Annotated in this window: 23 protein-coding genes; 19 read left to right on the forward strand and 4 right to left on the reverse strand. The window is 49.4% G+C overall.

The annotated features are described in order from the left end of the window. The first annotated feature begins 9 nt into the window (after positions 1–9). Entirely contained in the window at positions 10–633 is a 624-nt protein-coding gene (locus P2G85_RS11445) for a hypothetical protein (protein ID WP_275864211.1), read from the forward strand. Between the two features lie 109 nt (positions 634–742). On the opposite strand, the gene nrfA is transcribed toward P2G85_RS11445, so the two are convergent. Further along, complete coding sequence (gene nrfA / locus P2G85_RS11450) at positions 743–2,170, reverse strand: ammonia-forming nitrite reductase cytochrome c552 subunit (RefSeq protein ID WP_275864212.1); 1,428 nt, start codon at positions 2,168–2,170, stop codon at positions 743–745. 450 nt (positions 2,171–2,620) lie between these two features. On the opposite strand from nrfA, the gene nrfB reads away from it, so the two are divergent. From nrfB to P2G85_RS11500, 10 genes are all read left to right on the forward strand, one after another. After that, positions 2,621–3,205 (forward strand): cytochrome c nitrite reductase pentaheme subunit, encoded by a 585-nt coding sequence (gene nrfB, locus P2G85_RS11455; RefSeq protein ID WP_275864213.1) that lies wholly within the window; start codon positions 2,621–2,623, stop codon positions 3,203–3,205. Between the two features lies 1 nt (position 3,206). Then, a complete protein-coding gene (gene nrfC / locus P2G85_RS11460; RefSeq protein ID WP_275864214.1) occupies positions 3,207–3,893 on the forward strand; it encodes a cytochrome c nitrite reductase Fe-S protein in 687 nt (228 codons plus the stop codon). Then, the gene (gene nrfD, locus P2G85_RS11465; protein ID WP_275864215.1) at positions 3,890–4,861 is read left to right on the forward strand and encodes a cytochrome c nitrite reductase subunit NrfD; all 972 of its coding nucleotides are present in this window, start codon (positions 3,890–3,892) and stop codon (positions 4,859–4,861) included. The genes nrfC and nrfD overlap by 4 nt, the downstream gene beginning before the upstream one ends. 9 nt (positions 4,862–4,870) lie before the next feature. Next, positions 4,871–6,781 (forward strand): heme lyase NrfEFG subunit NrfE, encoded by a 1,911-nt coding sequence (nrfE, locus tag P2G85_RS11470; protein WP_275864216.1) that lies wholly within the window; start codon positions 4,871–4,873, stop codon positions 6,779–6,781. Beyond that, positions 6,756–7,292, forward strand: a complete 537-nt coding sequence (locus P2G85_RS11475) for a DsbE family thiol:disulfide interchange protein (RefSeq protein ID WP_275864217.1) — start codon at positions 6,756–6,758, stop codon at positions 7,290–7,292. The genes nrfE and P2G85_RS11475 overlap by 26 nt, the downstream gene beginning before the upstream one ends. Continuing rightward, positions 7,279–7,686 carry a cytochrome c-type biogenesis protein gene (locus P2G85_RS11480; RefSeq protein WP_275864218.1) on the forward strand — a complete coding sequence of 136 codons (408 nt, stop codon included), beginning with the start codon at positions 7,279–7,281 and terminating at the stop codon, positions 7,684–7,686. Before P2G85_RS11475 ends, P2G85_RS11480 begins: the two co-directional genes overlap by 14 nt. Positions 7,687–7,844: 158 nt before the next feature. Then, positions 7,845–8,021, forward strand: a complete 177-nt coding sequence (locus P2G85_RS11485) for a hypothetical protein (protein WP_275864219.1) — start codon at positions 7,845–7,847, stop codon at positions 8,019–8,021. A 271-nt stretch (positions 8,022–8,292) separates the two neighbouring features. Further along, positions 8,293–8,889 (forward strand): GTP cyclohydrolase II, encoded by a 597-nt coding sequence (gene ribA, locus P2G85_RS11490; RefSeq protein ID WP_275864269.1) that lies wholly within the window; start codon positions 8,293–8,295, stop codon positions 8,887–8,889. Between the two features lie 385 nt (positions 8,890–9,274). After that, positions 9,275–10,819, forward strand: a complete 1,545-nt coding sequence (locus P2G85_RS11495) for a L,D-transpeptidase family protein (RefSeq protein WP_275864270.1) — start codon at positions 9,275–9,277, stop codon at positions 10,817–10,819. 301 nt (positions 10,820–11,120) lie between these two features. Continuing rightward, the gene (locus P2G85_RS11500) at positions 11,121–11,777 is read left to right on the forward strand and encodes an MBL fold metallo-hydrolase (RefSeq protein ID WP_275864220.1); all 657 of its coding nucleotides are present in this window, start codon (positions 11,121–11,123) and stop codon (positions 11,775–11,777) included. On the opposite strand, the gene P2G85_RS11505 is transcribed toward P2G85_RS11500, so the two are convergent. Beyond that, complete coding sequence (locus tag P2G85_RS11505; protein ID WP_275864271.1) at positions 11,778–12,443, reverse strand: DUF2982 domain-containing protein; 666 nt, start codon at positions 12,441–12,443, stop codon at positions 11,778–11,780. It abuts the gene before it with no gap. A 268-nt stretch (positions 12,444–12,711) separates the two neighbouring features. Here P2G85_RS11505 and P2G85_RS11510 point away from each other — a divergent pair, with 268 nt between their 5' ends. From P2G85_RS11510 to P2G85_RS11535, 6 genes are all read left to right on the forward strand, one after another. Continuing rightward, a complete protein-coding gene (locus P2G85_RS11510) occupies positions 12,712–13,104 on the forward strand; it encodes a MarR family transcriptional regulator (protein WP_275864221.1) in 393 nt (130 codons plus the stop codon). A 435-nt stretch (positions 13,105–13,539) separates the two neighbouring features. Further along, positions 13,540–14,628, forward strand: a complete 1,089-nt coding sequence (locus P2G85_RS11515) for a TRAP transporter substrate-binding protein (RefSeq protein WP_275864222.1) — start codon at positions 13,540–13,542, stop codon at positions 14,626–14,628. A gap of 128 nt (positions 14,629–14,756) precedes the next feature. Further along, on the forward strand, positions 14,757–15,296 hold the full coding sequence (locus tag P2G85_RS11520; RefSeq protein WP_275864223.1) for a TRAP transporter small permease subunit: 540 nt from the start codon (positions 14,757–14,759) through the stop codon (positions 15,294–15,296). 12 nt (positions 15,297–15,308) lie between these two features. Beyond that, positions 15,309–16,595 carry a TRAP transporter large permease subunit gene (locus P2G85_RS11525; protein WP_275864224.1) on the forward strand — a complete coding sequence of 429 codons (1,287 nt, stop codon included), beginning with the start codon at positions 15,309–15,311 and terminating at the stop codon, positions 16,593–16,595. A 104-nt stretch (positions 16,596–16,699) separates the two neighbouring features. Beyond that, the gene (locus P2G85_RS11530; protein ID WP_275864225.1) at positions 16,700–18,064 is read left to right on the forward strand and encodes a cache domain-containing protein; all 1,365 of its coding nucleotides are present in this window, start codon (positions 16,700–16,702) and stop codon (positions 18,062–18,064) included. Beyond that, a complete protein-coding gene (locus tag P2G85_RS11535; RefSeq protein WP_275864226.1) occupies positions 18,048–18,686 on the forward strand; it encodes a response regulator transcription factor in 639 nt (212 codons plus the stop codon). Before P2G85_RS11530 ends, P2G85_RS11535 begins: the two co-directional genes overlap by 17 nt. Before the next feature lie 62 nt (positions 18,687–18,748). On the opposite strand, the gene P2G85_RS11540 is transcribed toward P2G85_RS11535, so the two are convergent. Continuing rightward, positions 18,749–19,225: a MarR family transcriptional regulator gene (locus P2G85_RS11540; RefSeq protein ID WP_275864227.1), complete on the reverse strand. Its 477-nt coding sequence runs from the start codon at positions 19,223–19,225 to the stop codon at positions 18,749–18,751. Between the two features lie 386 nt (positions 19,226–19,611). Between P2G85_RS11540 and P2G85_RS11545 the strand changes: the two genes are divergently transcribed. Next, positions 19,612–21,183, forward strand: a complete 1,572-nt coding sequence (locus tag P2G85_RS11545) for a BCCT family transporter (RefSeq protein WP_275864228.1) — start codon at positions 19,612–19,614, stop codon at positions 21,181–21,183. A 225-nt stretch (positions 21,184–21,408) separates the two neighbouring features. Then, entirely contained in the window at positions 21,409–23,292 is a 1,884-nt protein-coding gene (locus tag P2G85_RS11550; protein ID WP_275864229.1) for a methyl-accepting chemotaxis protein, read from the forward strand. Between the two features lie 83 nt (positions 23,293–23,375). Here the strand turns inward: P2G85_RS11550 and P2G85_RS11555 are convergent, their stop codons facing one another. Then, positions 23,376–24,095 (reverse strand): 3'-5' exonuclease, encoded by a 720-nt coding sequence (locus P2G85_RS11555; protein ID WP_275864230.1) that lies wholly within the window; start codon positions 24,093–24,095, stop codon positions 23,376–23,378.

The raw sequence follows: 24,095 nt of genomic DNA on the forward strand, positions 1-24,095 counted from the left end.
GATAGCGTTATGTCTGTTTGGTTTTTCGTTGCAATCTCTTTAATGGGGTTGTTGATTGTGTTTTTGTCGCTCAGTGCGGCAAAAGTTAAGCCAACGCAGTGGTTTGGTTTTTGTACCTTAGTGTTAGTACTTACTAGTGCGAGCTTCCTTCTTTTCAGACAGCCACCGCCATCCCCGCCTCAAGCGGAAGTGTCACGTCTGATGACCACTCCGGACATCATGCAAGAGATCCAACAGCAACTTCGTAACGATGCCAATAACGCTGAGCTTTGGTTTCAGCTCGGGCAAGGCTATTTGGCCGAACGGGAGCTTGATGCTGCGCTGATTTGTTTTGATTATGCTATCCAGCTGACGGATCCGGTAACGGCGAGGCAGTTAGCGGCAAAAGCCACCGTACTGTATTACCTTGATAAACAAACCATGACAGACGAAGTCAGCTTGCTTCTCGAGCAAGCATTGCAGCTCGAGCCTCATAACGAAACCGCGTTATCCTTGATTGCCAATGACCACTTTTTATCATTCCGTTTTCAGCAGGCCATAGATACCTGGGTACGGTTGCTAGACTCTGATGATCCGAATCTGGACCGGGTACACATCATTAATGCCATCAACCAGGCAAAAGCGATGATGTAGCTGTTGGACGCGGCTTTGAGCCGTCAGTGGACGACAAGTGGCAGGTGATAACCCCATGACATGAGAAAAGGGGGCGCAGAGTGCGCCCCGGTTGGTGGTTGTCCAAAGTTTAGTATGTCGCTTCGCGCTCCGTTGCTGCTTTATCCCAGTCCGGAACGACCGTTTCCAGGAAATGCTGTTTGTCGGCGTTCATTTTCTCCATATCCATTCCCAGCGCTTGTTGCGCTTTTGCCTTGGTCGAGATATCAGGGAGTTGCACGGGTTCAGTTATCCCCTTGGTTGCCAACAGACGCACAAGTTTGGTTCTTGCGTTTGCGGCGCGGTCCACGGCAGTACCCAGAACTTCAAGTGCGACTTCCGGCGCGTGCATGTGGACACCGTGCGAAGCGATCGCGTAATCCCAGCGCCATTGTGCATGGCGAATATCTTGCAGAATTGGCTGCATCTCTTCCTCTGTCGCGCCTGCTTTCCATGCGGCACCGGCTTCAAAGTGTGCTGCAACGATTTGCTTCTCCGCGGTGAGTTTCATGTTAAGCACCTGAGCTTTGCGGGCTGATACGATGTTGCGCAACTGCTCTTTAGTTTGGGTATGACACTGGGCACAGGTGTCTTCGAAGCGGTCGAATGGGTTACCGACTTTATGGTCAGTGTACACGGTGCCGTCTTCGTTGGTGACCTTCGGCATATGACAATCGACACATACCACTTTGTTCTTACCGTGAATACCATCGCGCCATGTTTCGTAGCCAGGATGCTGCGCTTTTAGCATTGGGGCTTTGGAAACGGCATGCGTCCAGTCTTTGAAGTTCAGCGCATCATAGTACTGCTCCATGTCATTGACGGTGGTGCCCATATCCCAAGGGAACTTCACGGCTTTGGTCGGGCCGGTAAAGTAGTATTCAACATGGCATTGAGCGCAAACGGACGCTTGTTTATCAAGGCGAGACTGTTGATCGAAGTTTTTGCCGATCGCATCAAACGCTCGCTCAACATAAGGTCGGGTTAACGCCAGCGATGGTTCACCCCGGTTAAATTGCTCTGAACGGGTGTCGTGGCAGTCAGAGCAGCCAATAGGATTGGCGATCTCCGCGCCCAGACGCGCCCACTTGCCGTTGAAGTAGCCGTCTTCGCCGCGCTCATCAATCACCCTTGCTACGTCAGGGCTTTTACAGCTCCAGCATGCCATTGGCATTGGCCCGGAGTTTGCGTCTGTCGGGGCTCCGGTACGAAGCGTTTGCCTGACATCATCCAGTGCATAGAAGTGACCGCGCGCTTTGTTATAGTCCTTGGCGAAGCCGTAGCCTGCCCACAGGATCACCATATTAGGATCTTCACTCAGGGCATCTTCAATATGTTCACTCTCAGAGGTTGCTCTCCAGGAATGGTACTGGTCAGGATGGTTTTGTTCGAAGGCGTCATTGCGAGGATCAACGAGACCTTTATCTTCCGCCGCCAACGGAGAGCCAAGCCAAATAAACTGGCTGGCGAATAAGGTTGCTACCGCGACAGGTGCGCTCATCCAGTGTTTTATATTCACGGTGTTATCTCCATATTCATTTTTTATTAGCAGCGTTGTGAGGAGCTATTCCAAATAAGAATCGGAGATCTGGTATTAGTATTGTTGCTTAATGTGGTTGATGAAATAGTGAGCGATTTATATTTTGTTTCAGATCAATTTAGGCCAGTGATCTGAGTCATATTTAGTTTCATATACCCCAAAAGGGGTAGTGAAAGCGCCCTTCATTCCCTAACTGGTCGCGTTTTGAGTGTCGGATTAATAGGGTGATTTAGTTCGCTTTTTAAGCAAGCTAACCTGCCTCTTATAAGCAATAGGGTTATGATAAATACAGGTTTAGCGTTGTGGCTTTCCAAAATAAGAATTGATGTCATTTGAAGTTATGGAAATACCTTCAGAGGTAATTAATTGTCGCTCGAATTAATAATTGAGAATAGTTATTAATTATTTTTTGAGCTAAGGAAAGAAAATATGGGCAACATAAAATTGACCATAGAGACAATGCTGAAATTTCTCTTCGTCTTTGCCGTCTATGGTTTTTCAATCGCCGCCCATGCGACTCCCTCAGAGCCTGCTGATGGCGCTCAAGCTGAGCGTCATCAAGTGGAGTTGATTCGCGACCGGGACTATAAATGTCTTCAGTGTCACAAGGAATCGAAACAGACTCTGGGTCAATCGCATGATCCCCAGGTTTTGCTTAGCAAAGGGCAGGTACTGAACTGCACCAACTGCCACAGTAATATCGGACCTGACCACCGGGAAGGGGCACCTGAGGTGATAAAATTCTCTGCAGCGCAGTCTAAAGCGGTTCATGGCAAGGCCTGGCTTGATCCCACCCTGATACTAAAAGCGAATAGCCAGTGCGTTGATTGCCACGCACCAACGCAACAGCGTGAAAGCCACTGGACGCATGATGTGCACGCCAAAAACCTTACCTGCTCAAATTGTCATGATGTCCATGCCAAAAAAACTAAGGCTTTATCATACGACAGCAAGCAGCTAATCAAGCAGTGTGTTGACTGCCACTCTGAATTTGCCAAAGAGGAGGAGAGGTAAGATGAAATGTTCTAGACGAAACTTTTTAGCCGGTAGCGGCGCTCTGATTCTTACCACCGGGGTAGCGGGCACTGCCGTTGTGAGTTCTTCTCTTTATGCCGGTGACGATGAGCAAGCCAGGCGTTTGGGGATGGTGCATGATGAAAATGCGTGTATTGGCTGCAGTGCTTGTACCGATGCGTGTCGTGAAGTCAATCAGGTTCCGGAAGGCGTGACACGGCTTAAAATTCATCGCAGTGAACCGATGGGCGTGTTCCCTGATGTGGAATACCAGTTTACCCGCGAGTCTTGCCAACATTGTGACAACCCGCCTTGCGTGTACGTTTGCCCGACCGGGGCCGCATACAAAGATGAAGCAACGGGTATTGTTGACGTACACAAAGAAAAATGTGTCGGCTGTGGCTACTGTTTGGCGGCATGCCCGTACCAGGTGCGTTTCTTCCACCCGGAAAACCACTCGGCTGACAAATGCAATTTCTGTCGCGATACCAACTTAGCCCAGGGCAAACAACCCGCCTGCGTTGAATCCTGCCCAACGAAAGCACTGATATTTGGGGACTTGAATGATCCAGGCAGTGAAGTCAGCAAAGCGATACAAAACCATGTGGTGTATCGCGATAAGTCACACCTGGGCACTCAGCCTAAGCTTTACAAAATACCGCATGACAAAGGGGAGGTGTCATCATGAACGGCTTCGAAAGTGCTTTCCACTTTGATTCCTTAGTGTGGGACTGGATCATTGCGATCTACTTGTTCCTGGCCGGTATGTCTGCGGGGGCGGTAATGATCGCTATTTATCTCAGACGTAAAGTGATTAATGGCGATCCGGCGAATAACGGCATCATGCAGGCAATGGCGTGGCTGGCACCATTTGGCATTATCTCCGGGTTGGTGATTTTGATCTTTCACCTGACCAAACCGTTAGAGTTTTGGAAGATCATGATCTATTACAACCCAACCTCAGTGATGTCGATGGGGGTTATTCTGTTCCAGGTGTATATGCTGGTGTTGTTTATCTGGATTGGTGTGATTTTCCGTCATCAGATCATCAACTTCTGTGAGGGCATGCTACCGGGTGGTTTACTGGACCTGGTTGATGGCTTCCTTCTTAAAGCTCGCCGGGCAAACAATGCGATTGAGCTGTTTTTGGGCTTGTTGGCGATAGTCCTGGCAGCCTATACCGGTTTCTTGTTGTCGGCGTTAAAAACTTATCCGATGCTCAATAACCCGGTGTTGCCCATCTTGTTCCTGTTTTCCAGTTTGTCGTCAGGAGCCGCAGCGTGTCTGATGTTCGGCATTCTGGTGTTTAAAGAGCCGACGAGCAGCCCGAGTGTTTCTTGGGTGCACGGTTTTGAACGTCCTGTTGTGCTGTTTGAACTGTTTGTACTGGTGACATTTTTTACCGGGCTTATCTTTAGCGGTGGTCAAAATGAAGTGGCAGCGTGGAATGCGATCGCAGGTGGCTTCTGGGCCCAGTGGTTCTGGGTGGGAGTAGTGCTGATTGGCATGTTGACACCCCTGACGCTTAACTGGCTGATGCCCTCAGGAGTGCGGCATAAAGGCAGTTACATCTTTGTTGTCACCACGCTGAGTCTGGTCGGTGTGTTGATGCTGCGTACGTTCATTTTGTACGCCGGCCAGATGACCATCGTGTAAGGAGCAAGGATGGAGGCTGAACTGGGATTTTTCCTACTGATATTGGTTGCGGTTGGCTCGTCCTGTATGGCGGTGAGCCACTGGGCTCTCCGGTCGCTGGGAAAAATGCCGGTGCTGCAGCATCAGCAGGCGGTTTCGCACCTGATCAGTTTAGCCTCTGTGCTTTGTCTGCTGCTGCTGATCGTCTGTTTTGTCCGGGACGACTTTGCACTGGAATATGTCGTGACGCATTCCAACAGCCAACTGCCGTTGCCTTTTAAGGTCGCTGCGGCATGGGGCGGGCATCAAGGATCGATGTTGTTTTGGGTGGTAACCTTGTGCGCCTGGTCGTCTTTCATTGCGCTCAAGACCCCGATTAGCCGGCGTTACACCGCAGACTGCCTTGCGGTCATGCATGTTCTGATTGCGATATTTGCCTGGTTCACCTTAACCACATCCAATCCATTTGCCTACGCGCAGGTTCTGGTGAATGAAGGGCGGGACTTAAACCCGATGCTGCAGGATGTGGGTTTAATTGTTCATCCGCCGTTACTTTATCTGGGCTATGTGGGGTACGCGGCTGTGCTCGCTTTTGCCCTGGCGGCGTTACTGGGTAAGCATCCTTTACATCAGTGGTATGACGCAGCGCGTTACGCAGTGTTTTTCGCCTGGGCAACGTTAACCATCGGTATCCTGGTCGGATCGTGGTGGGCGTATAATGAGCTGGGCTGGGGAGGCTGGTGGTTCTGGGATCCAGTGGAAAACGCCTCACTGTTGCCCTGGCTAACCGGGAGTGCTCTGCTACACAGTGGTGTATTAGCCAAGCGTCATCAGGCGGCGGTGTGGAGTACCTATGCTTTAGCGTTTGCGACATTCAGCCTGAGTGTTTTGGGCACCTTTATTGTCCGCTCGGGCGTTCTGACCTCGGTGCATGCCTTTGCGGTCGATCCGACCAAGGGGCTAATGTTGCTGGGCGTGCTGAGTTTACTGGTGGTGATGACATTTGGTCTGCTGATAGTCCGCGGCGAGGCCATCAGGCCGTTCAGGTTGCGGTCATTGAGGAGCCGGGCCTACCTGCTCTATGTGGCGATGGGGCTGATGGTTATTACTGCGGCGATCGTATTCCTGGGGACTTTCTATCCGCTAGGTTACCAGTTGATGGGTTTAGGTAATATTTCCGTCGGTGCCCCTTACTTCAATAGCCTGGTCTTTCCGTTGTCTGTTGTTGCCTTGTTCATGCTGGCCGTGATGCCGGTGTTACGCTGGCAGCAGGGAGTGCAGCGTCACTGGAAGGCCCACACGGCAGGTTCTGGTGCCGTTTCGCTCATTGCTGTGGGGCTGTTGGGCGTATTTGTCGATGATGTAAAGTCGAGTACGTTCATCACGGTTTTTCTTGCTGTGTGGGTGGCCGCCTCTCATATTTACCTTCTGCTCACAACAGAGAAGAAAGCGCCACTGATGCCAGCCGTGTTAGCGCACTGCGGGTTTGCATTGGCCACAGCCGGTGCGGTCGTAAACAGCGATTACTCCTATGAGTATGCTTTGAGGGCTGAACCTGGTGTTATCCATGAGAGACAAGGGGTGATCGTTGAGTTTCACGGGATCGAGTGGCGAGTCGGGCCAAATTACACGGCTGAACAGGCACAGGTTACGTTACGAACGGAAAACAACGGGATATACCGCCTGCTTCCGGAAAAACGCCATTACCCAGTACGAGTAATGAACATGACCGAGCCGGCGATACGTTCATTGTGGCATGGTGATTATTATGTGACTTTAGGCGACCGAGTCGCAGAAAATGCCTATGCGATTAAAGTACAGTATCGCGCTGGAATCTGGTGGATTTGGTCGGGCGGTTTGATTGCGGTCACGGGTGCGCTGGGGAGTATGCCGGGTAGAAACCGCAGGAGTGCGCATGTCATCAAAAAGAAACTCGCTTAAATTGGCAGGACTGGTTGTGGCAGTGATCGCATTTGCTGCTGTGAGCTTGGTCGCGTTATCCGATAAACCCCAGGCTGTATTGTCCCAGCCCCGCGAGTTGACTGTACCTCAGTTCAGTGCGGTTTCTCTCATCTCTGGGCAGGCAGTCTCGGAGAGGTTATTTAAGGGGGAGGGATACAAGTTATTGAATGTTTGGGCTTCCTGGTGCGGAGTATGTAAACGTGAAAACGATGAGTTGTTAATGTTGGCGCAGCAAGGAGTGAAAATTATCGGGTTAAATTATCGTGATCAAAGTCTGGCGGCGAGGAATTATTTGCAGGTTAACCATGATCCTTATTACGAAGTGATCAGTGATCCAAATGGCTCTCTGGCGATCGAACTGGGAGTAATAGGCACACCAGAAACGTATCTGGTGGATCAATATGGCAAGATTTTGATCAAATACCGGGGGCAACTTACGCCAGAAGCGTGGAATGATATATTTTCAGGATACTTTGATGTCTCAATATAGCTATTTTGTGATTATTTTTATGGTATTACTGGGATTTATGTCTCCAGTGCATGCTAATCAGATGGATCAAAATCTGGATCTTTTTGAGTTTCATAATGCTGATACTCAACAGCGCGCCATCACGCTGGCAAAGACGTTACGCTGCCCCCAGTGCCGAAACCAGAACCTGATAGAATCGAATGCTGAGTCCGCTAAGGATTTGAGATATAAAGTTTATACTATGATTAATAACGGTTATTCGGAAGATGAAGTTAAGCAGTATTTAATTATTAGGTATGGAGATATTATTTTGTATGATCCAGAATTTAATTATTCTACCGCGTTATTATGGATCATTCCCTTAGTGTTAATGATCTTTTTTGGTTTATTTTCGATCCAAATGACTCGTCATTAATTATGTGACCATTATTCCACTCTTTGAAATAAATTGTGCATATAACAAGCAAAATGATATGATCTTCGATGATTTAGTTTGTTTGAATAAAAGTTGAGCATTGCAACCAAGAAAACCTGAGTTTTCAATGTAATAATAGAATCTTATAGGTGTGTGTAGTGGATATAGTAATAACGAAATTAAAAAAGGACTTTTATTCGCAGATTCATGCATTACAGTCACCGAAACTGCCACAAGTAAAGTCCACGCTTGCCGTGTTAACTGAAGAGGAACTTCAGGAACTGGAAAACGCCTGGATTGAACTGGTTGTGTGGAAGAAAAGTCAGGCGCACTAAACAGCTATACAGAACATTTGAAAAACCCCGGACAAATTTGTCCGGGGTTTTTTATTGTAGTTGGTTAGAAATGTTATATTATAACACTTGTCGTCAAGAACAGGTGTGCTGAGAGACGGCTTCATCGTGGTATAGCGGAGAGAATGACCCGTCTTTGTGATCTCAATGTTGAAAAATTGGGTATCAGTCCCCATAGTTGAAAGCAAATGCGAGTGTTCCGGTGAACGCGATAACAACAATGCATCAAGCAATAAATTGAGTGAGTAAAGATATGGCGGAAGTACGTGCCAGAGTGGATTTTAAAGTTGGGGCTAAAAGTAATATCGATGCAGAGATTCTGTCGTTTCGCGGGTTGAAGACAGACAAAGAGCACGTCGCGGTTATTTTTCAGCAAGCGGATAAAACGCAAGACATACCTCTGGTGCGGATGCACTCAGAGTGCCTGACTGGTGATGTGTTCCACTCGTCACGCTGTGACTGTGGCGAACAGTTGGAAGAGACCATTAACCTAATGGGCGAGCATGGTGGCATCATACTCTACCTGCGCCAGGAAGGGCGTGGTATTGGCCTGTATAACAAAATCGACGCGTATCGTCTGCAAAGTCAGGGTATGAACACCTATGAAGCGAATAATCACCTTGGTTTTGACGATGATCTGCGTGATTTTACAGAGGCGGCACAAATGCTTCAGGCAATGGGCGTTACTAAAATTCGCCTGGTCACCAATAACCCAAAAAAAATCCGTGAACTGGCAGAGTACGGCATCGATATCGTTGAGGTTGTGCATACCTCGGCGCATGTTAAAGAGGGCAACGAATACTACCTCAAAGCCAAAGTTTCACACGGGAAACATCACCTTAAAGTGTGACACGCTGAGCTCAAACACACGTTTTTGCCTTTAAAGCCTCATGTTCATGAGGCTTTTTTGTATCTGTTGTTGCAATAAAATGCAGATTGGCTTTGTCTTGCGACTCTTGGCGCAAATCACAAGTACTGACAGTAACGGAACGGTTTGCAAAAGCTCAGTAAGGATGCTCCTGATGAACGTAGGAAAACGCTTAATCCAAGTCAACATGGCCTCGCTTATCACTGCCAGCGGCGGCAGTGGGATAACCACTGCTCTAGTGTGGTTTCATCCTGGCACAGGCGTATCGTGAATAAGAATCTCAAATATTCGCCAGCAAGCATGGAGATCTTTGCCATACTTTTTTTATGGCAAGTGAAACAAGGATGGACCAGTGTTAGCACGGCTTATGATCATAACGGCCCTCCTGATGCCGTTTTATAGTTATCCGACGGTGGTGTCCCCCGAGGCCTCAGCTCAGACCGAGCAAGAGGAAGCGGTCATACAGCTTTCGATCGAGAAGATGATCCGCTATCCCGAGCTTGTCGACCAGCTCTATGACAGCACCAACTATCGCCTTACCTGGCAGAATCCTGATGATGTTGCGAGATTTGAGTTCCAGTTGCAGCTGCTTATCCTAGCCAATATCAGTCCGGTTTTTGACGAGCAGTATCATCGTATTGAACTGGTGAAACGCCATGGTGATAAACTCGATTACGATCTGGTGATGACCGATTCGCTGCTGATGTATCTCAGTTATGTCGAGCAGGTGCCGCAACAAGGGTTAAGCTGGCTGTTTTCGGTTAATCAGGCGTTGTCACTACCGGCTCCTTCATCACTCTCCCTCGCCAGGTTAAGTGATGATATTACCGTGGGGCAGCTGGATCGCTTCCTGGCGGGGTTGATGTCACCGCTTCAGGGCGATCCGGATTTTAATCGTGTGTATGACTCTTTACAGGCGTTTTCCAGACAAGCGCTTGCCAATTATGAGCAGCAAGGCCTGACCCGGGTCGGGGATATATTAAACAATAAAGCGGCATTGCTCGACAGAATGGCCGTTGTCGGTGTTGAGGTGGTTCACCTGCGTGAAATGGGGGGGCTGTTCGATCAGGAACTGGAACATGCAGTGAAAGAGTTTCAGCGCATTCATGGTTTGAAACAAGACGGGATCATCGGCCCTAATACACTACGCTGGCTTAATTTTACGCCTCAACAGCGGCTGCACTCGCTGGCGTTAAATGCGGAACGTTCGCGTATCTGGGCACAGGAGCGGGATAACGTGGTGTTTGTTAATGTTCCCGGCTTTGAAGTGACCTACTGGCATCAGGGCGAGCCGTTGTTTGAGTCAAAAGTGGTGGTCGGGCGCACCAGCCGCAAAACGCCGATCATGACCAGTAAGCTAGATGCCGTGATCCTCAACCCGACCTGGAATGTTCCGTGGAAAATTATGGTTAAGGATATTTTACCTAAGGTAAAACGTAATCCTATGTACCTGATAGAGAATAATATTCAGATCATTCGTTCTTGGAGTTCGTTTGAGGTTATCGATCCGACCACCATCAACTGGTCAAGTATCAATCCACGTACGTTTCCTTATCGGATGAGGCAACTCTCTGGTACACATAATGCGCTTGGCTTGTATAAGTTCAATATGCCTAACCCGAAAGCGATATATATGCACGATACGCCAAGCAAAAATTTGTTTGAAGAAGACCGCCGGGCCTTCAGTTCAGGTTGCGTCCGCGTGCAGAATGCGGATCAGTTTGCGGAGTTATTGTTTAAGATCCAGGGGCTGGAAGAGTTGCTGGCCAGCCGTCAGCAGGAGCCGGATGCAAATACTTCCGTACCGCTTGGGCAGCGGATCCCAGTGCATATTATTTATCAGACAGCATGGCTGGAAGATGGCACTTTGTATTACCGTGATGACATCTACCACTATGATCAACAAGGCTAGCAGGTGTGATAGTTAATACTGGTTACCAAAAGAAATTTTGCTGACGGCACAAGATCCGAAGTACTGATAGTTTCCGCCTGCCGCTCCCCGCCCACCAATAATGCCTTTAACAACCGTACGGCCAGGGCAGCGAAAAAGCTGTCACATGCTGGGTAAAGCCATCGCATTCACCTTGATACCGGCTCGATCAGGTCGTGCTAACCAGCAAGCATGCTATGGTGCGTGGCGGGTGCTTGCAGTCACCATAGGTTAGTGTCATAGTTGGCCGAGCTTTTTATCCACTTTCCACAATAGGTTTTCTATGGCGCTGAAATACCAAGTAGTCCCGGTGACTTCTTTCTCACAAAACTGTTCAATCGTATGGTGTGACGAAACCATGAAAGGCATCGTGATCGATCCTGGTGGTGACGTTAAGCAGTTGGCTGCATTGATAAAAGAACTGGGCGTTGAAGTGGTTAACCTGGTGTTGACTCACGGCCACCTGGATCATGTCGGCGGTACCGAGCCTTTGGCTGCAGCGTTGGGTGGCGTTGAAATTGTCGGGCCGCACAAAGCCGATAATTTCTGGCTACAAGGCCTGGAAGGGCAGAGTCAGATGTTTGGCTTCCCCTTGACTGAAGCCTTTGAACCCCATCAATGGTTAGATGATGGTGACACTGTCACGTTTGGTCGGCAGGTGATGCGCGTTATCCATACCCCGGGCCATACTCCCGGGCATGTTGTGCTGTACAGTGAAGAAGCAAAACTGGCGTTCGTTGGTGATGTTTTGTTTAATGGTGGTATCGGTCGCACTGATTTCCCGCAAGGTGACTTCAATACTCTGATTTCGTCAATCAAGACCAAACTTTGGCCTTTGGGTAATGATGTGACGTTCGTGCCCGGCCATGGACCTCAGTCAACGTTTGGTCACGAACGACGCTCTAACCCGTTCGTTGCGGATGAGATGCCACTGTATTAATCATTCCGGCTCGGCGGCTGCTAAGTAACGCCGGGCCAGTCCAACAAACGCTTCTGCATCCCGATCCAGATCACTGGCTGAGATAAACACATCATAGCCATAAAATTTGCGTTGGTATGCCATGCGGTTGGCAAGCATGGCCAGCAACCCCTTATATTGTACCCCCTCAGAGCTGATGTAAGGTGTTTGATCGAGCACCATGTCTTCAAACTCGCTTTCACGCTGGTGCTGTCTTGCTCCCAAGTATAGTAAGGCGCGTTGATTGAGCAGTACTTCTGTCGCGATACGTGGGCAAATGGAGTTTAAATAGGGGGAGTAATGCTTCAGACGAATACCGATCCACGGCAGCGGTTGGTGCCATCCTTCTTGTTCATAGGTGCAAATCCCGATGTTATCGATGTTGCGCCATTTAACCACCCAGCCTCCTTTAAACAGGTGTTGTTGCAGATGGTAAGCTGTCAGGGTAAAACTGACCTGACTCTTTTTAATCAGTAGAGTAGCAAAGCCGACAATTACCGCCATCAAAACGACAGAAAGCACAGCCTGGGGCCAGCCCGGGGCGATGATCACCAAAGACAAAGTCACGATCACCAACACCAAAATGATAAGCTTATTGAGCGGGGAATCCGGCTTGAAATGGGAGTTGGTTAAGTGCAAAGTTTCCATACGTTCATCTCGTTGTGTCTGCTGGTCATCCGTCGTGGTTATTTGGGTATCTTGTTGCACATCCATGAGCTGAAACCTCTGTTTTTATACCCAGTATTTGATAAAGACCTTCAGTTCGCGGCTGTCTAAATAGTAGACGTTCTAAGCATTGCGCGCATTTTTCATCGCCTTTCGCCGCAAAAACCTACAAATTGAACCGGAATTTTGGTATAAAACGCGCTTCAAATTTTCATCCCTGCTGAGATGCAGTGAACTGGAGAAATATTCAATGAGACTTGCTCACAAGCGTAAAGTGCAGATGAAACTGCAAAAACGCATTAAAGCGACAGTAGCAAACCTGGCAGCCGCACCGAAAGCCGCGAAGCCTGTAGTTGAAAAAGTGGTTGCTGAAAAACCTGTTGTGGAGAAAGCAGTAGCTGAGAAGAAAGTAGCTGCAGCAAAAACAACAGATATCACGCTGACCCCTAAGCAGCGCCAAGTGCTGGATATCGTTGTGGCGAACACCGACGGTATCAACCCTAAAGGTATCGGCCTGGCAGCTGGCCAAGAAGACGCCAAAGCGGCATCTTGGGCTACGGGAGCACTGAAGAAGCTTCTTGAAGAAAACCTGGTTCAAAAAGAGCAGCTAGCTGGCAATAAAGTCATTTACAAAGCCGTTTAATTGCCGTTGCTGCTATAACTACTTTTTAATGCCTCGATTCTGTCGGGGCATTTTTTTGCCCTATTTGCCCGTTCCCGGCCGTGTTATCCAGGCGCAAGAAGGTCCCCGCACGCCACTATACCGGTTCCAAACTGTCGTTTGTCACATTTTCTTAAATAGTTTGTAAATATATCCACTGTTATCTACGTAAGTATATCCCTGATGGCCTTTGTGCAGGCGAGAGTGATATCCTACTGATTAATAGGTTAATTTTAATGGTAGCGGCAAATTGATTACGTACATCCACGTACCACTTTAGATTAATGCGCTTTGACAGGCTATCAGTTGTTGCGTGTTCATGCTGATTTCCTAATCGGGTGCCATGCATCATCTTTACTCCGAATCCGTAACAATAATTACTCCCCATATAACTTTCGGTTACAAAGGACGTGAACGATGAGTCTAATCCAACAATCTCTGAAGCGAGTACTTAAAACCACAGCCATGGCTGCGGCTCTGGCACTGGCAGCAACTTCGGCTAACGCGGCTGAAAAAGTGTACCGCTTGAAACTGGCAGAAACCTGGGGGCCCAATTTCCCCATATTTGGCGATGCGACCAAAAACATGGCTAAAATGGCGGAAGAAATGTCTAACGGTCGTTTACAGATCCGAATCGATTCTGCCAACAAACATAAAGCGCCTTTTGGTGTGTTTGATATGGTGAAATCCGGTCAGTATGACATGGGCCATTCGGCGTCTTATTACTGGAAAGGCAAAGTACCGAACACACTCTACTTTACGTCAATGCCGTTTGGAATGCTGCCGACAGAGCAGTACGCTTGGTTCTATTACGGTGGCGGCATGGAGTTGATGGAGAAAGTTTACTCACCGCACAATCTGCTGTCTTTCCCCGGCGGTAATACTGATACTCAGATGGGCGGCTGGTTCCAGAAAGAGATCAACTCTGTGGATGACCTGCAAGGCCTGAAGATGCGCATACCGGGCTTCGCTGGTGAAATCCTCGCAGAACTTGGTGCCAAGCCAACCAATATAGCTCCGGGTGAACTGTACACCTCTCTGGAACGTCGCACGATTGATGCCCTGGAGTGGGTCGGTCCCTCTCTGGATCTGCGCATGGGCTTCCACAAGATTGCACCGTATTACTACACCGGGTGGCATGAGCCAGCCACTGAACTGCAGTTTTTGGTTAACCAACGCACCTGGAAGCGCTTGCCTGATGATCTGAAAGCGATCCTCAAAGTGGCGATGAAAACGGCAGCGTATGACATGTATACCCAGTCCAAGCATGAAAGTGGTAAAAACTGGGCGTCGATCAAGTCTGAATATCCGAACGTTCAGGTTAAAGATTTCCCACCGTCAGTGATTGATGCACTGCGTCAGGCGAACGATAAGCTGCTGAAAGATCATGCGAGTAAAGACGCCCTTACCAAAGAGATCCAACAGTCTCAGGCTGATTACCTCAAGCAGGTACGTCCATGGTCTGATATCTCGCACCGGGCTTACTTAAACAGCCAGGCCCAGTAACGACTTCTACCCTCCGGCTTGCAGTACTAAGCCGGGTCATGAAGCCCAGGAAAACTTCTCACCTGAGAAGTAAATAAAAATGGCTCCGCCAACAGGCGGAGCCGTACAAATGTTCCATGGAGTTCGGCATGAGAAGCCTTATTTATATCGAACGAATGTTCAATCGTTTTGGTGACTTTCTTGGTTGGCTGTCCAGTGTGTTATTTATCCTGCTACTCGCCAATGTGGTGTATGACGTCATTATGCGATACGTGTTTAATGATGTTTCAATCGCGTTCCAGGAACTGGAGTGGCATCTGTTTTCCGCTGTATTCCTGTTAGGCGTGCCGTACGCGATTAAAGCGGGCGGCCACGTGCGGGTAGATATCTTTTACGAGCGGCTGTCCTACAAAGCGCAATCGATCATCGATATTCTCGGTACCCTGATTTTCTTGTTTCCTTTTTGTCTGCTGGTGGCGTGGTTTGGGCTGGATTTTGCCAAAGAGAGCTACGCACTGGGGGAGACGTCAGGAGATCCCGGCGGCTTACCTTACCGCTGGATCATTAAAGGCATTATTCCGCTCTCATTTTTGTTTATGGCCGTGAGTGGTATCGGATTACTGCTTCATTCGGTTAATAAAATTGTGAATCCTCATCTCATCTATGCCGGTAGTAGCCGCCAGTCGTAAAGGGAAGTTGTCATGATCGGTATTGTAATGTTTTTTGTTGCTTTATTTGCACTGCTGTTGGGGTTTCCGGTGGCGTTTACCTTTGGCGGGATTGCGCTGATCTTCGGCGTATGGGCGGAGGGCATCGAGATGTTTGCTTTCATGCCTTACCGTATCCAGTCGATCATGGAAAACACCGTGTTGATGGCGGTACCACTGTTTGTCTTCATGGGGCTGGTATTGCAAAAAACTCGTTTGGCAGAGCAGCTACTCGAGTCGATGGGAAGATTGTTTGGCGGAGTTCGCGGCGGAATCGCGATTTCTACCGTTCTGGTCGGGGCGCTTCTGGCGGCATCGACCGGAGTGGTAGGCGCCTCGGTGGTGGCGATGGGGCTTATTTCGTTACCGGTGATGCTCAAGTACAACTATAACAAAGGCCTGGCGTGCGGCACGATATGCGCGTCCGGGACGCTGGGGCAGATCATTCCGCCCTCCATTGTGCTGATTTTGCTCGGAGATGTGTTGGGTGTCCCGGTGGGGGATTTATTTCAGGCGGCGATCTGGCCGGGACTGATGCTGGTTGGTGCCTATGTGGTGTATATTTTAATCTACGCTAAGCTGAACCCTGACGCCGCGCAGGCGCTGGAGCGTGATATGTCCATCAGCCGCAGGCAAGAGGTACTGAAGGCGCTCAAAGCGGTCATTCCACCACTGGCTCTGATCATTGTTGTGCTGGGTTCTATCTTCGCCGGGGTTGCGACACCAACCGAGTCAGCTGCGTTAGGCGGGGCCGGCGCGATTGTGTTGTCGCTACTTTACCGGCAGTTCAGCTGGGCTATGGTTTACGACTCGGCCAAAGAGACCGTCAAAGTGACCGCAATGGTGTTTGCCATTCTGCTCGGCGCGACTGCCTTTTCCATGGCGTTTACTTATACTGGCGGGGATTATCTGGTTGAAGAGTGGATGCTACAGATCCCGGGTGAGAAATGGGGCTTTTTGATCATCACCATGGTTGTCATCCTGATCCTGGGGTTCTTCATCGACTTTGTGGAAATCTGCTTCATTATTGTCCCCATTATTGCACCGGTCGCCGAGCTGCTGGGGATAAACATGACCTGGTTTGCGATTCTGATCGCCATGAACCTGCAAACCTCGTTCCTGACGCCACCTTTTGGTTTTAGCCTGTTTTATCTCAAAGGTGTAGCACCCAAGGGGGTGACCACATCAGATATTTATCGTGGAGTGATGCCCTTTATTGCCATCCAGATAGTGGTACTGGCTTCATTGCTGCTGTTCCCGGCATTTTACGGCATGGGCTGACCAGTCCGGTAAAGTGTGACTTAATCGTTTCACCCTTTGATAACAAATTGTTAGAGTAAAACTGCTTATTCTGCCGGATAAGCAGTTTTTTTAATGGAGGGAGTATGCCTCTTAAAGCTAAACTGATTTTGCTTACTCTGGTTCCGTTGTTGCTCGTCACTGCCAGCATCAGCTGGATTTCGATCTATCAGGCGAAAACGCTCGGCCAGCGGGAGGTTGAGATTTTTCGTCAGAGCCTGATCCAATCGAAAGAACACGCGCTCAAGGATACGGTTGAACTGGCGTTTGATGCCATCTCGCACATTTACAACGATACCAGTCTGGATCAACAGGCAGCTCAGGCTGAGGTTAAAGGTATTCTGTCGCGCTTACGCTACGGCGCGGACGGCTACTTTTTTGCCTACGACAAACATGGTACCAACCTGGTTCATCCAATTCTGCCGCAACTGGTGGGGCAGAACCTGTTACATTTGCAGGATGAAAATGACGATCATCTGATTGAAGCACTGCTGTACCAAGCGCAGTCAGGGGGGGGCTTTCATCAGTATTTGTGGCAAAAACCATCGACCGGTGATGTAGTACCTAAACTGAGCTATGCCGCCTGGCTGGATCGCTGGGAGTGGATGATCGGTACCGGGCTGTATATCGAAGATGTGCACCATGAAGTCGCTAATATGCGCGCTGCAGTTAATCAAAACATAGAAACCACTTTTTTTACGGTAGTGGTGATTTTGGTGGTGACAGTCGCGGTGATCATCGTACTGACGTTGGCGATCAACTTGCACGAACACCGTCTGGCGGATAAAAACCTCAAAGAGCTGGCTTATAAAACCGTTATGTTTCAGGAGGATGAGAAAAAGCACCTGGCACGCGAACTGCACGATGGGATCAATCAACTGTTGGTGTCGAGCAAATGTCATTTAGACCTAATGAGCCATCGATTGCACGACCCTAACCTGAAATCCCATCTGGAAAAATCCCAACGCTCACTGTTGACTGCGATTAACGAAGTGCGGCATATCTCCCATCAACTGCGCCCGAGTGCGCTGGATGACATTGGCCTTGAAGCGGCACTTAGCACTTTACTGCAGGACTTTCACTCGCATTCCGGGATCGAGATTGATAGCCATTTTGATACCCAACAGCACAAGCTCAAGTCGGAAGTCGCAACCACGTTGTATCGGGTTGCGCAAGAGTCGCTCAACAATATTGAGAAACATGCAGAAGCAGAAAAAGTTACGGTAATTTTGCAAAAAATGGGTCATATGCTGCAATTGTTGATACGTGATGATGGCATGGGGTTCCAGGCCGACCATTCCCTTCATCGGCAGGGGATTGGGTTACGCAACATGCGCGAAAGGGTCGAATTCATCGGCGGGGAGTTTGAACTGATGAGTGAACCGGGTCTGGGGACAGAGATCACCGTGTTGTTGAATTTAGATGGATTAAATTATGGACAAGCCAATTAGGGTGGTGGTGGTTGATGATCATCAGGTGGTACTGGATGGATTTTTGGCCCGGCTGGAACTGGAAGCGAATATTGAAGTCGTAGGAACCGCAAGTAATGGTCTGGAAGCAATTAATGTGGTGAAGCAACTCGATCCGGATGTGATTTTGATGGATATCAGTATGCCTGTCATGAACGGCATCGACGCCACCAGCGTGATCAAAGAAGAGCGGCCGAGCAGTAAAATCCTGATGCTGACGATGCATGATAACCGAGAGTACATCATGAAAGTGATGCAGGCCGGTGCAGTCGGCTATATGCTAAAAGAGATTTCGGCGGATAAGATGGTTCAGGCGATCAAAACGGTGAATCAGGGGTCTACTTATTTTTGCGAATCCGTCACGCAAACCTTGTTTACTCAAGAGGTGGTTCCTGTGGCGCAAAAACCAAACCCGCTTAGTCGCCGCGAAGCCTCAGTGCTAAAGCTGGTGGCTCAGGGGCACAGCAGTAAGAAAATTGCCACGCTGCTGGATATTAGTTATCGCACGGTAGAGACTCATCGTCATAATATTAAGCACAAGTTAGATCTGCATTCTACGGCAGAGTTAGCTAAGTATGCACTGGAAGTGGGGTTGATTGAATAAAAGAGTGAGGGCGACTTAAACCTCCGGAGGAGAGGAGCTGGCACACTCACTCGGCGCTGGTGTTATTCAGACTTGGTGATGCTACCGATTTCCAGCATTGGCGCAACATCGAACTCTTCGGCGTTCATCATGCTGGATATTCTCTGTACCGAAGACAGCAGCAAGCTCTGCTCCCACTCTTCGAGCTTCTGGAAGCGGTTAATAAAGTGTTCCTGTAATGGCGTAGGGGCTTGGGCAAGTGCCGCTTTGCCTTTTTCTGTCAGGTGAGCGTGCACTTTACGTTTATCTTCGACACTGCGGCGTCGTTCGGCCAACTGATTACGCTCCAGCCGGTCGAGAATCGTGGTGGCTGTGGCCTGACTCATATTGGTCTGCGTCGATAACTGCTTGATGGTCACATTGCTGTTTTCTTCGATCGCACGCATCAGAATCAACTGCGGCGCGGTCAGCCCGGATTCCTTACTTAATTTCTTCGAGTGTAAATCGATAGCCCGGATAATTTGGCGAATCGAGACCAAAACTTCTTCGTATTTTTCCAATTTCTCAATCCAGTTAAATGGGGGAAGCTGTTATTGCGCGACACTAACGTAAATCGCTGGCTATGAAAAGAGTTTTGCCAGCATAACCCCCATTGTTCTCAAAATAATTTTGATGTTTTTCATATAATAATTCGCAGGGATGGGGTGCGATTTTGACTGCTATGATTTATTTTTAGTAATAATGGTTTGTGGTCGAAAGATTGCGCCGGGTGTTCGTCTGTGGGTTAAATGAGCGCCATGTGCTGTAAGTCGTTGGATTATGCCAATCAAATCTAGACAAACTGACCGCAAATGTTAGGATCTTCAACCTTTATGGAAATAAAATTCATCGTGTTCAAAGTAGTTGTGATTTTGTGCTCAGGTTTTGGATACGAAAGAGAGGAAAAATGACGAAAGGTATAGATAAGTACAGTATTGACAGTACCGACTATACGGTCGGTCAGGACAATGTGCAAAAATGGGGCTTTGATGTTCATAACCCGGTTTTTGGTATCAGTGCCGGCTTGATCGCGCTATTTCTGGTCGCCGCACTCGTGTTGGACGCCCATACTGCCAAGACGGTCCTGGATGGGGTGAAATGGCAGATCATCGGGTCTTTTGACTGGCTGTTTATCATTGCAGGTAACATCTTTGTGATCTTCTGCCTGGTATTGATTGTCTCCCCATTGGGTAAGATCCGGCTTGGCGGCAGTGATGCCGTTGCAGATTATTCTTTTATGTCCTGGCTAGCCATGCTGTTCGCCGCAGGGATGGGAATCGGTCTGATGTTCTGGAGCGTGGCAGAGCCGGTCGCGTACTTTACCGGTTGGTATGAGACGCCGTTAAACGTTGAGCCGAACTCGCCGGAAGCGGCGACGCTGGCATTGGGCGCAACCATGTTCCACTGGGGATTGCACCCATGGGCGATTTACGGCGTGGTAGCGCTCTCTCTGGCTTTCTTTACTTACAATAAGGGCCTGCCTCTTTCCATGCGCTCTATTTTTTACCCGCTGTTAGGTGACCGGGCATGGGGCTGGGCAGGACATATCGTTGATATTTTAGCGGTACTGGCGACCCTGTTCGGTCTGGCGACCTCGCTGGGTCTGGGAGCGCAGCAGGCAGCCAGTGGTATCCATCATGTATTCGGGTTAGAGCCGGGGTTAGGCCTGCAGGTGGTGGTGATCACCATCGTCACCCTGTTGGCCGTGGTCTCTGTTGTTCGCGGTATTGATGGTGGGGTAAAAGTCATCAGTAACATCAACATGATCATCGCCTTTTTGTTGCTAATCTTAGTTGGCCTGATTGGCTGGGCGGCAAGTTTAGGTTCTATTCCGACCACGCTGATGGCGTACGCAGAGAACATCCTGCCACTGAGTAATCCGTTTGGCCGTGAAGACGAAGCGTGGTTCCAGGGCTGGACGGTGTTCTACTGGGCGTGGTGGATCTCCTGGTCACCATTTGTCGGTATGTTCATTGCGCGTGTGTCTCGTGGCCGTACGGTACGTGAGTTCATTACTGCGGTATTGATTGTACCAACCGTGGTTACTGTCGTTTGGATGTCGGTGTTTGGTGGCCTGGCGATTGAACAGGTTATCAACCAAGTGGGTGAGCTGGGCGCTAAGGGCTTAACTGATGTGTCGCTGGCGATGTTCCAGATGTTTGATGTGTTGCCGTTTGGCTCGCTGCTGTCGATCATCGCGGTGGTACTGGTGTTGGTGTTCTTTATTACCTCATCGGACTCGGGTTCGCTGGTAATTGATAGCATTACCGCTGGTGGTAAAGTGGATGCCCCGGTACTGCAACGGATTTTCTGGGCAGTAATGGAAGGGGCAATTGCGGTAGCCCTATTGTGGATTGGTGGCTCTGAAGCGGTGCAGGCACTGCAGGCCGGCGCAATTTCAACCGCGTTGCCGTTCACTTTTGTTTTGCTGGCCATGTGTGTCAGCCTGATCCTCGGGATGACCACCGAGCGGCGTTAACTTAGTCATCGGTCATAACAGACCGGGCAGTGTTTGAATCAAAGCCAGCAGCTAGCTGGCTTTTTTGTGCCGTTTTATTGACGGGCGACAAAAAAATAACACCATAAACCTTAAGGATTACAAATGGTTATTTGTTTTGATTCATGTATAAATAATGGTGCGAGAATCACCAGTAGGGTGTAAACTCGTGTCACTTTTACTGTTCTTGCAATTAATCGCATTATTATGAACTTATCATTAAAACAAAAGCTCATTGGTGCCAGCCTTTCCGCAGTGGTGGTAATGGCAGCTGCGCTGACTTGGTTATCTGCCGATCAACTTGCTGATCAAACTCACTCTGGTGTCAAAGCCCGTGCTCATAGCCTGAGTACTACTGCCTCGGGTGGTATTGCTGACTGGGTGGCGATTCGTAAAGACATTGCCAGCTCATTTAACGACTACAGCCTGGAATCAAATGTGGTCTCTTACCTGCAGCACGCCCGTAAGGCGGGTGGGTTTGACGATATTTTCTTAGGCACGCCGAAAGGCGAGATGTACCGCTCCCATCCAGAGCGCAACCGCGCTGGCTATGATCCTCGTACCCGTCCGTGGTACAAAGAAGCGCGTAAAGCCGGTAAGCAAATCATTACCGAGGCTTATCAGGATGCGATCACCAACGCCTTATTGATCACTATTGCTGAGCCGGTTTACCTGGGCGGGGAATTTGTCGGTGTGGTGGGCGCTGATGTACTGATTGATCAACTGATTAATGATGTGATCAGCCTGGACGCCGGTGACAATGCCCATGCCATGCTGATTGATATGAACATGGGGACTTTCCTGGCACACCCGGACAAGAATGTGACGCTTAAGCCGATTTCCAGTGTGTTGGGCCAGCTATCGCCAAGCGCAATTAAGCAAGCGGCTAACACGGGCAGCATTGAGAGTATCGATGTTGATGGCGAAGAGAAGCTGTTCTATTTCAGTGCGGTACCGGGTACCTCCTGGATGTTTGCCATCGAAATGGATCGTGAAACTGAAGAGGCGGGCCATAGCCAGTTGCTGCGTGAGATGTTGTTTACCGCACTGCTGATCACTGTAGTGGTCGTGGCGGCAGTTTCTGCGTTGGTGAACTTCCTGTTCCGTGATTTGGGCCGGGTATCGAAAGCGCTGGAAGAAATTGCATCGGGTGAAGGCGATCTCACTCAGCGTCTGGAACCGCGCAGTGATGATGAAGTGGGTAAACTGGCGGAAAACTTCAACCGGTTTGTCGGTAACATGCACAGTATGGTGTCGCGGTTAAGTGACGTATCGGTGTCACTGTCAGCACAGGCACGTCAGACAGCACAGCAGGCCGAAGAGCGTAGCCAGCGCATTTCTTACCAACAGGATGAAATCAACATGGTGGCGACTGCGGTGAACGAGATGGCCGCGGCGACACAAGAAATTGCCGGCAACGCAGATAGTACGGCACAAAGCTCGGAAGAAGCGGTACAGGCATGTGTGCATGGTTCCGGTCAGGTGACTCAAACCCAGGGTTCTATTCAGAACCTGGCACAAGAAGTTCAGGTTGCAACCGATGTAATCCAAGAACTGGAAGCGCATGGAAACAGCATTAATACGATCTTATCGACGATTCAGGGTATTGCTGAACAGACCAACTTACTGGCCCTGAATGCGGCAATTGAAGCAGCCCGTGCCGGTGAGCAAGGGCGCGGTTTTGCGGTGGTTGCCGATGAGGTGCGTGTTTTAAGCCAACGTACACATGCATCGACCCAAGAGATTCAGGAAACGATTGAACTGCTGCAAGGTACCACCGCGAACGCGGTCGGCATTATGGGCGACAGCCGCCGTCTGGCTGACACCAGTGTGGATGACGCCAACTCAGCGGCGGTGAGCTTAACTCAAATTCACACTGCGGTTGAGCGTATTAGTGATATGGCGACGCAGATCGCGTCGGCTGCGGAAGAGCAGGCGTCGGTGACCACTGAGATCACGCGCAATACCGAAGGTATTCGCGATGTGTCTAATGAGTTGTCTGCGGAAGCGCAGCATGCGGCGCAGCAAGCGGCGGAGCTGTCAGAGTTGTCTCATGAGCTGGAAAACGAGATCAAACGATTCAAGTTATGATCAGCTGACATGTGCAAGACGAAAAAGGAGCCGTAAGGCTCCTTTTTTTGATGACTGTCTGATGAGGTGTCTCAATGCAAATTTTAGAGCCAAAAATCACCGACAGGCATATCTGCAGCATAATGGTGGGCTATCTGAGCCTGAAGCAGCTCCGCAGTTGCGATGGCATCGGTTAATGCGTGGTGCGGCGTATAGTCGGGGAGGCCGTAGCGACGCCGCGACTGTGCCAGCCGCAGTGATGCGGGTTTCACACCCTTAAGCCGGTTCCACAATCCGCCGGTCAGTTGCTTCTGGATTCTCTCTTCCAGTTGAAGGGTGTCCAATACGGGGAACTCAATGCCCTCCCCAATCCGTGAGCGCAGCGCCTTATCCAAGAATTCTCGTTCTATCCGGCGGTAATGCACCACGACTATCTTACCGCTCAGGCAGGGCAACAGTTCGGTGAGAATATCAGACAAGTCGGGGGCATCGACCAACTCACTGTGGGTAATACCGTGAATGATTACTGACTCTTCACCAAGTTGTTTTTGTGGCCTGACGATCCAATGTCGGGCCTGTTTAAGGAAAATGCGGTTGAGGTTAAACGGCACCAGTCCTATGGAAATAATGTCATCTTTATCGGGTTTCAGGCCGGTCGTTTCCAGATCCAGTGCGACAAACTCAATCTCGGTAAGCGGAGTGTTTGCGGCGGGCAGTTGCTCGCTATAAAAAGCTTTGAGCCGTTCATCGGCAACCCGCTCCAGTTTTTGGGCAAATTTGGCCGGCCATTGAATCGCCGGGGGGTGAAAGAGTTTTTTCAGCAT

Origin of the sequence: Vibrio sp. CAU 1672 (genome assembly GCF_029223195.1) — a bacterium.
Lineage (GTDB): Bacteria > Pseudomonadota > Gammaproteobacteria > Enterobacterales > Vibrionaceae > Vibrio.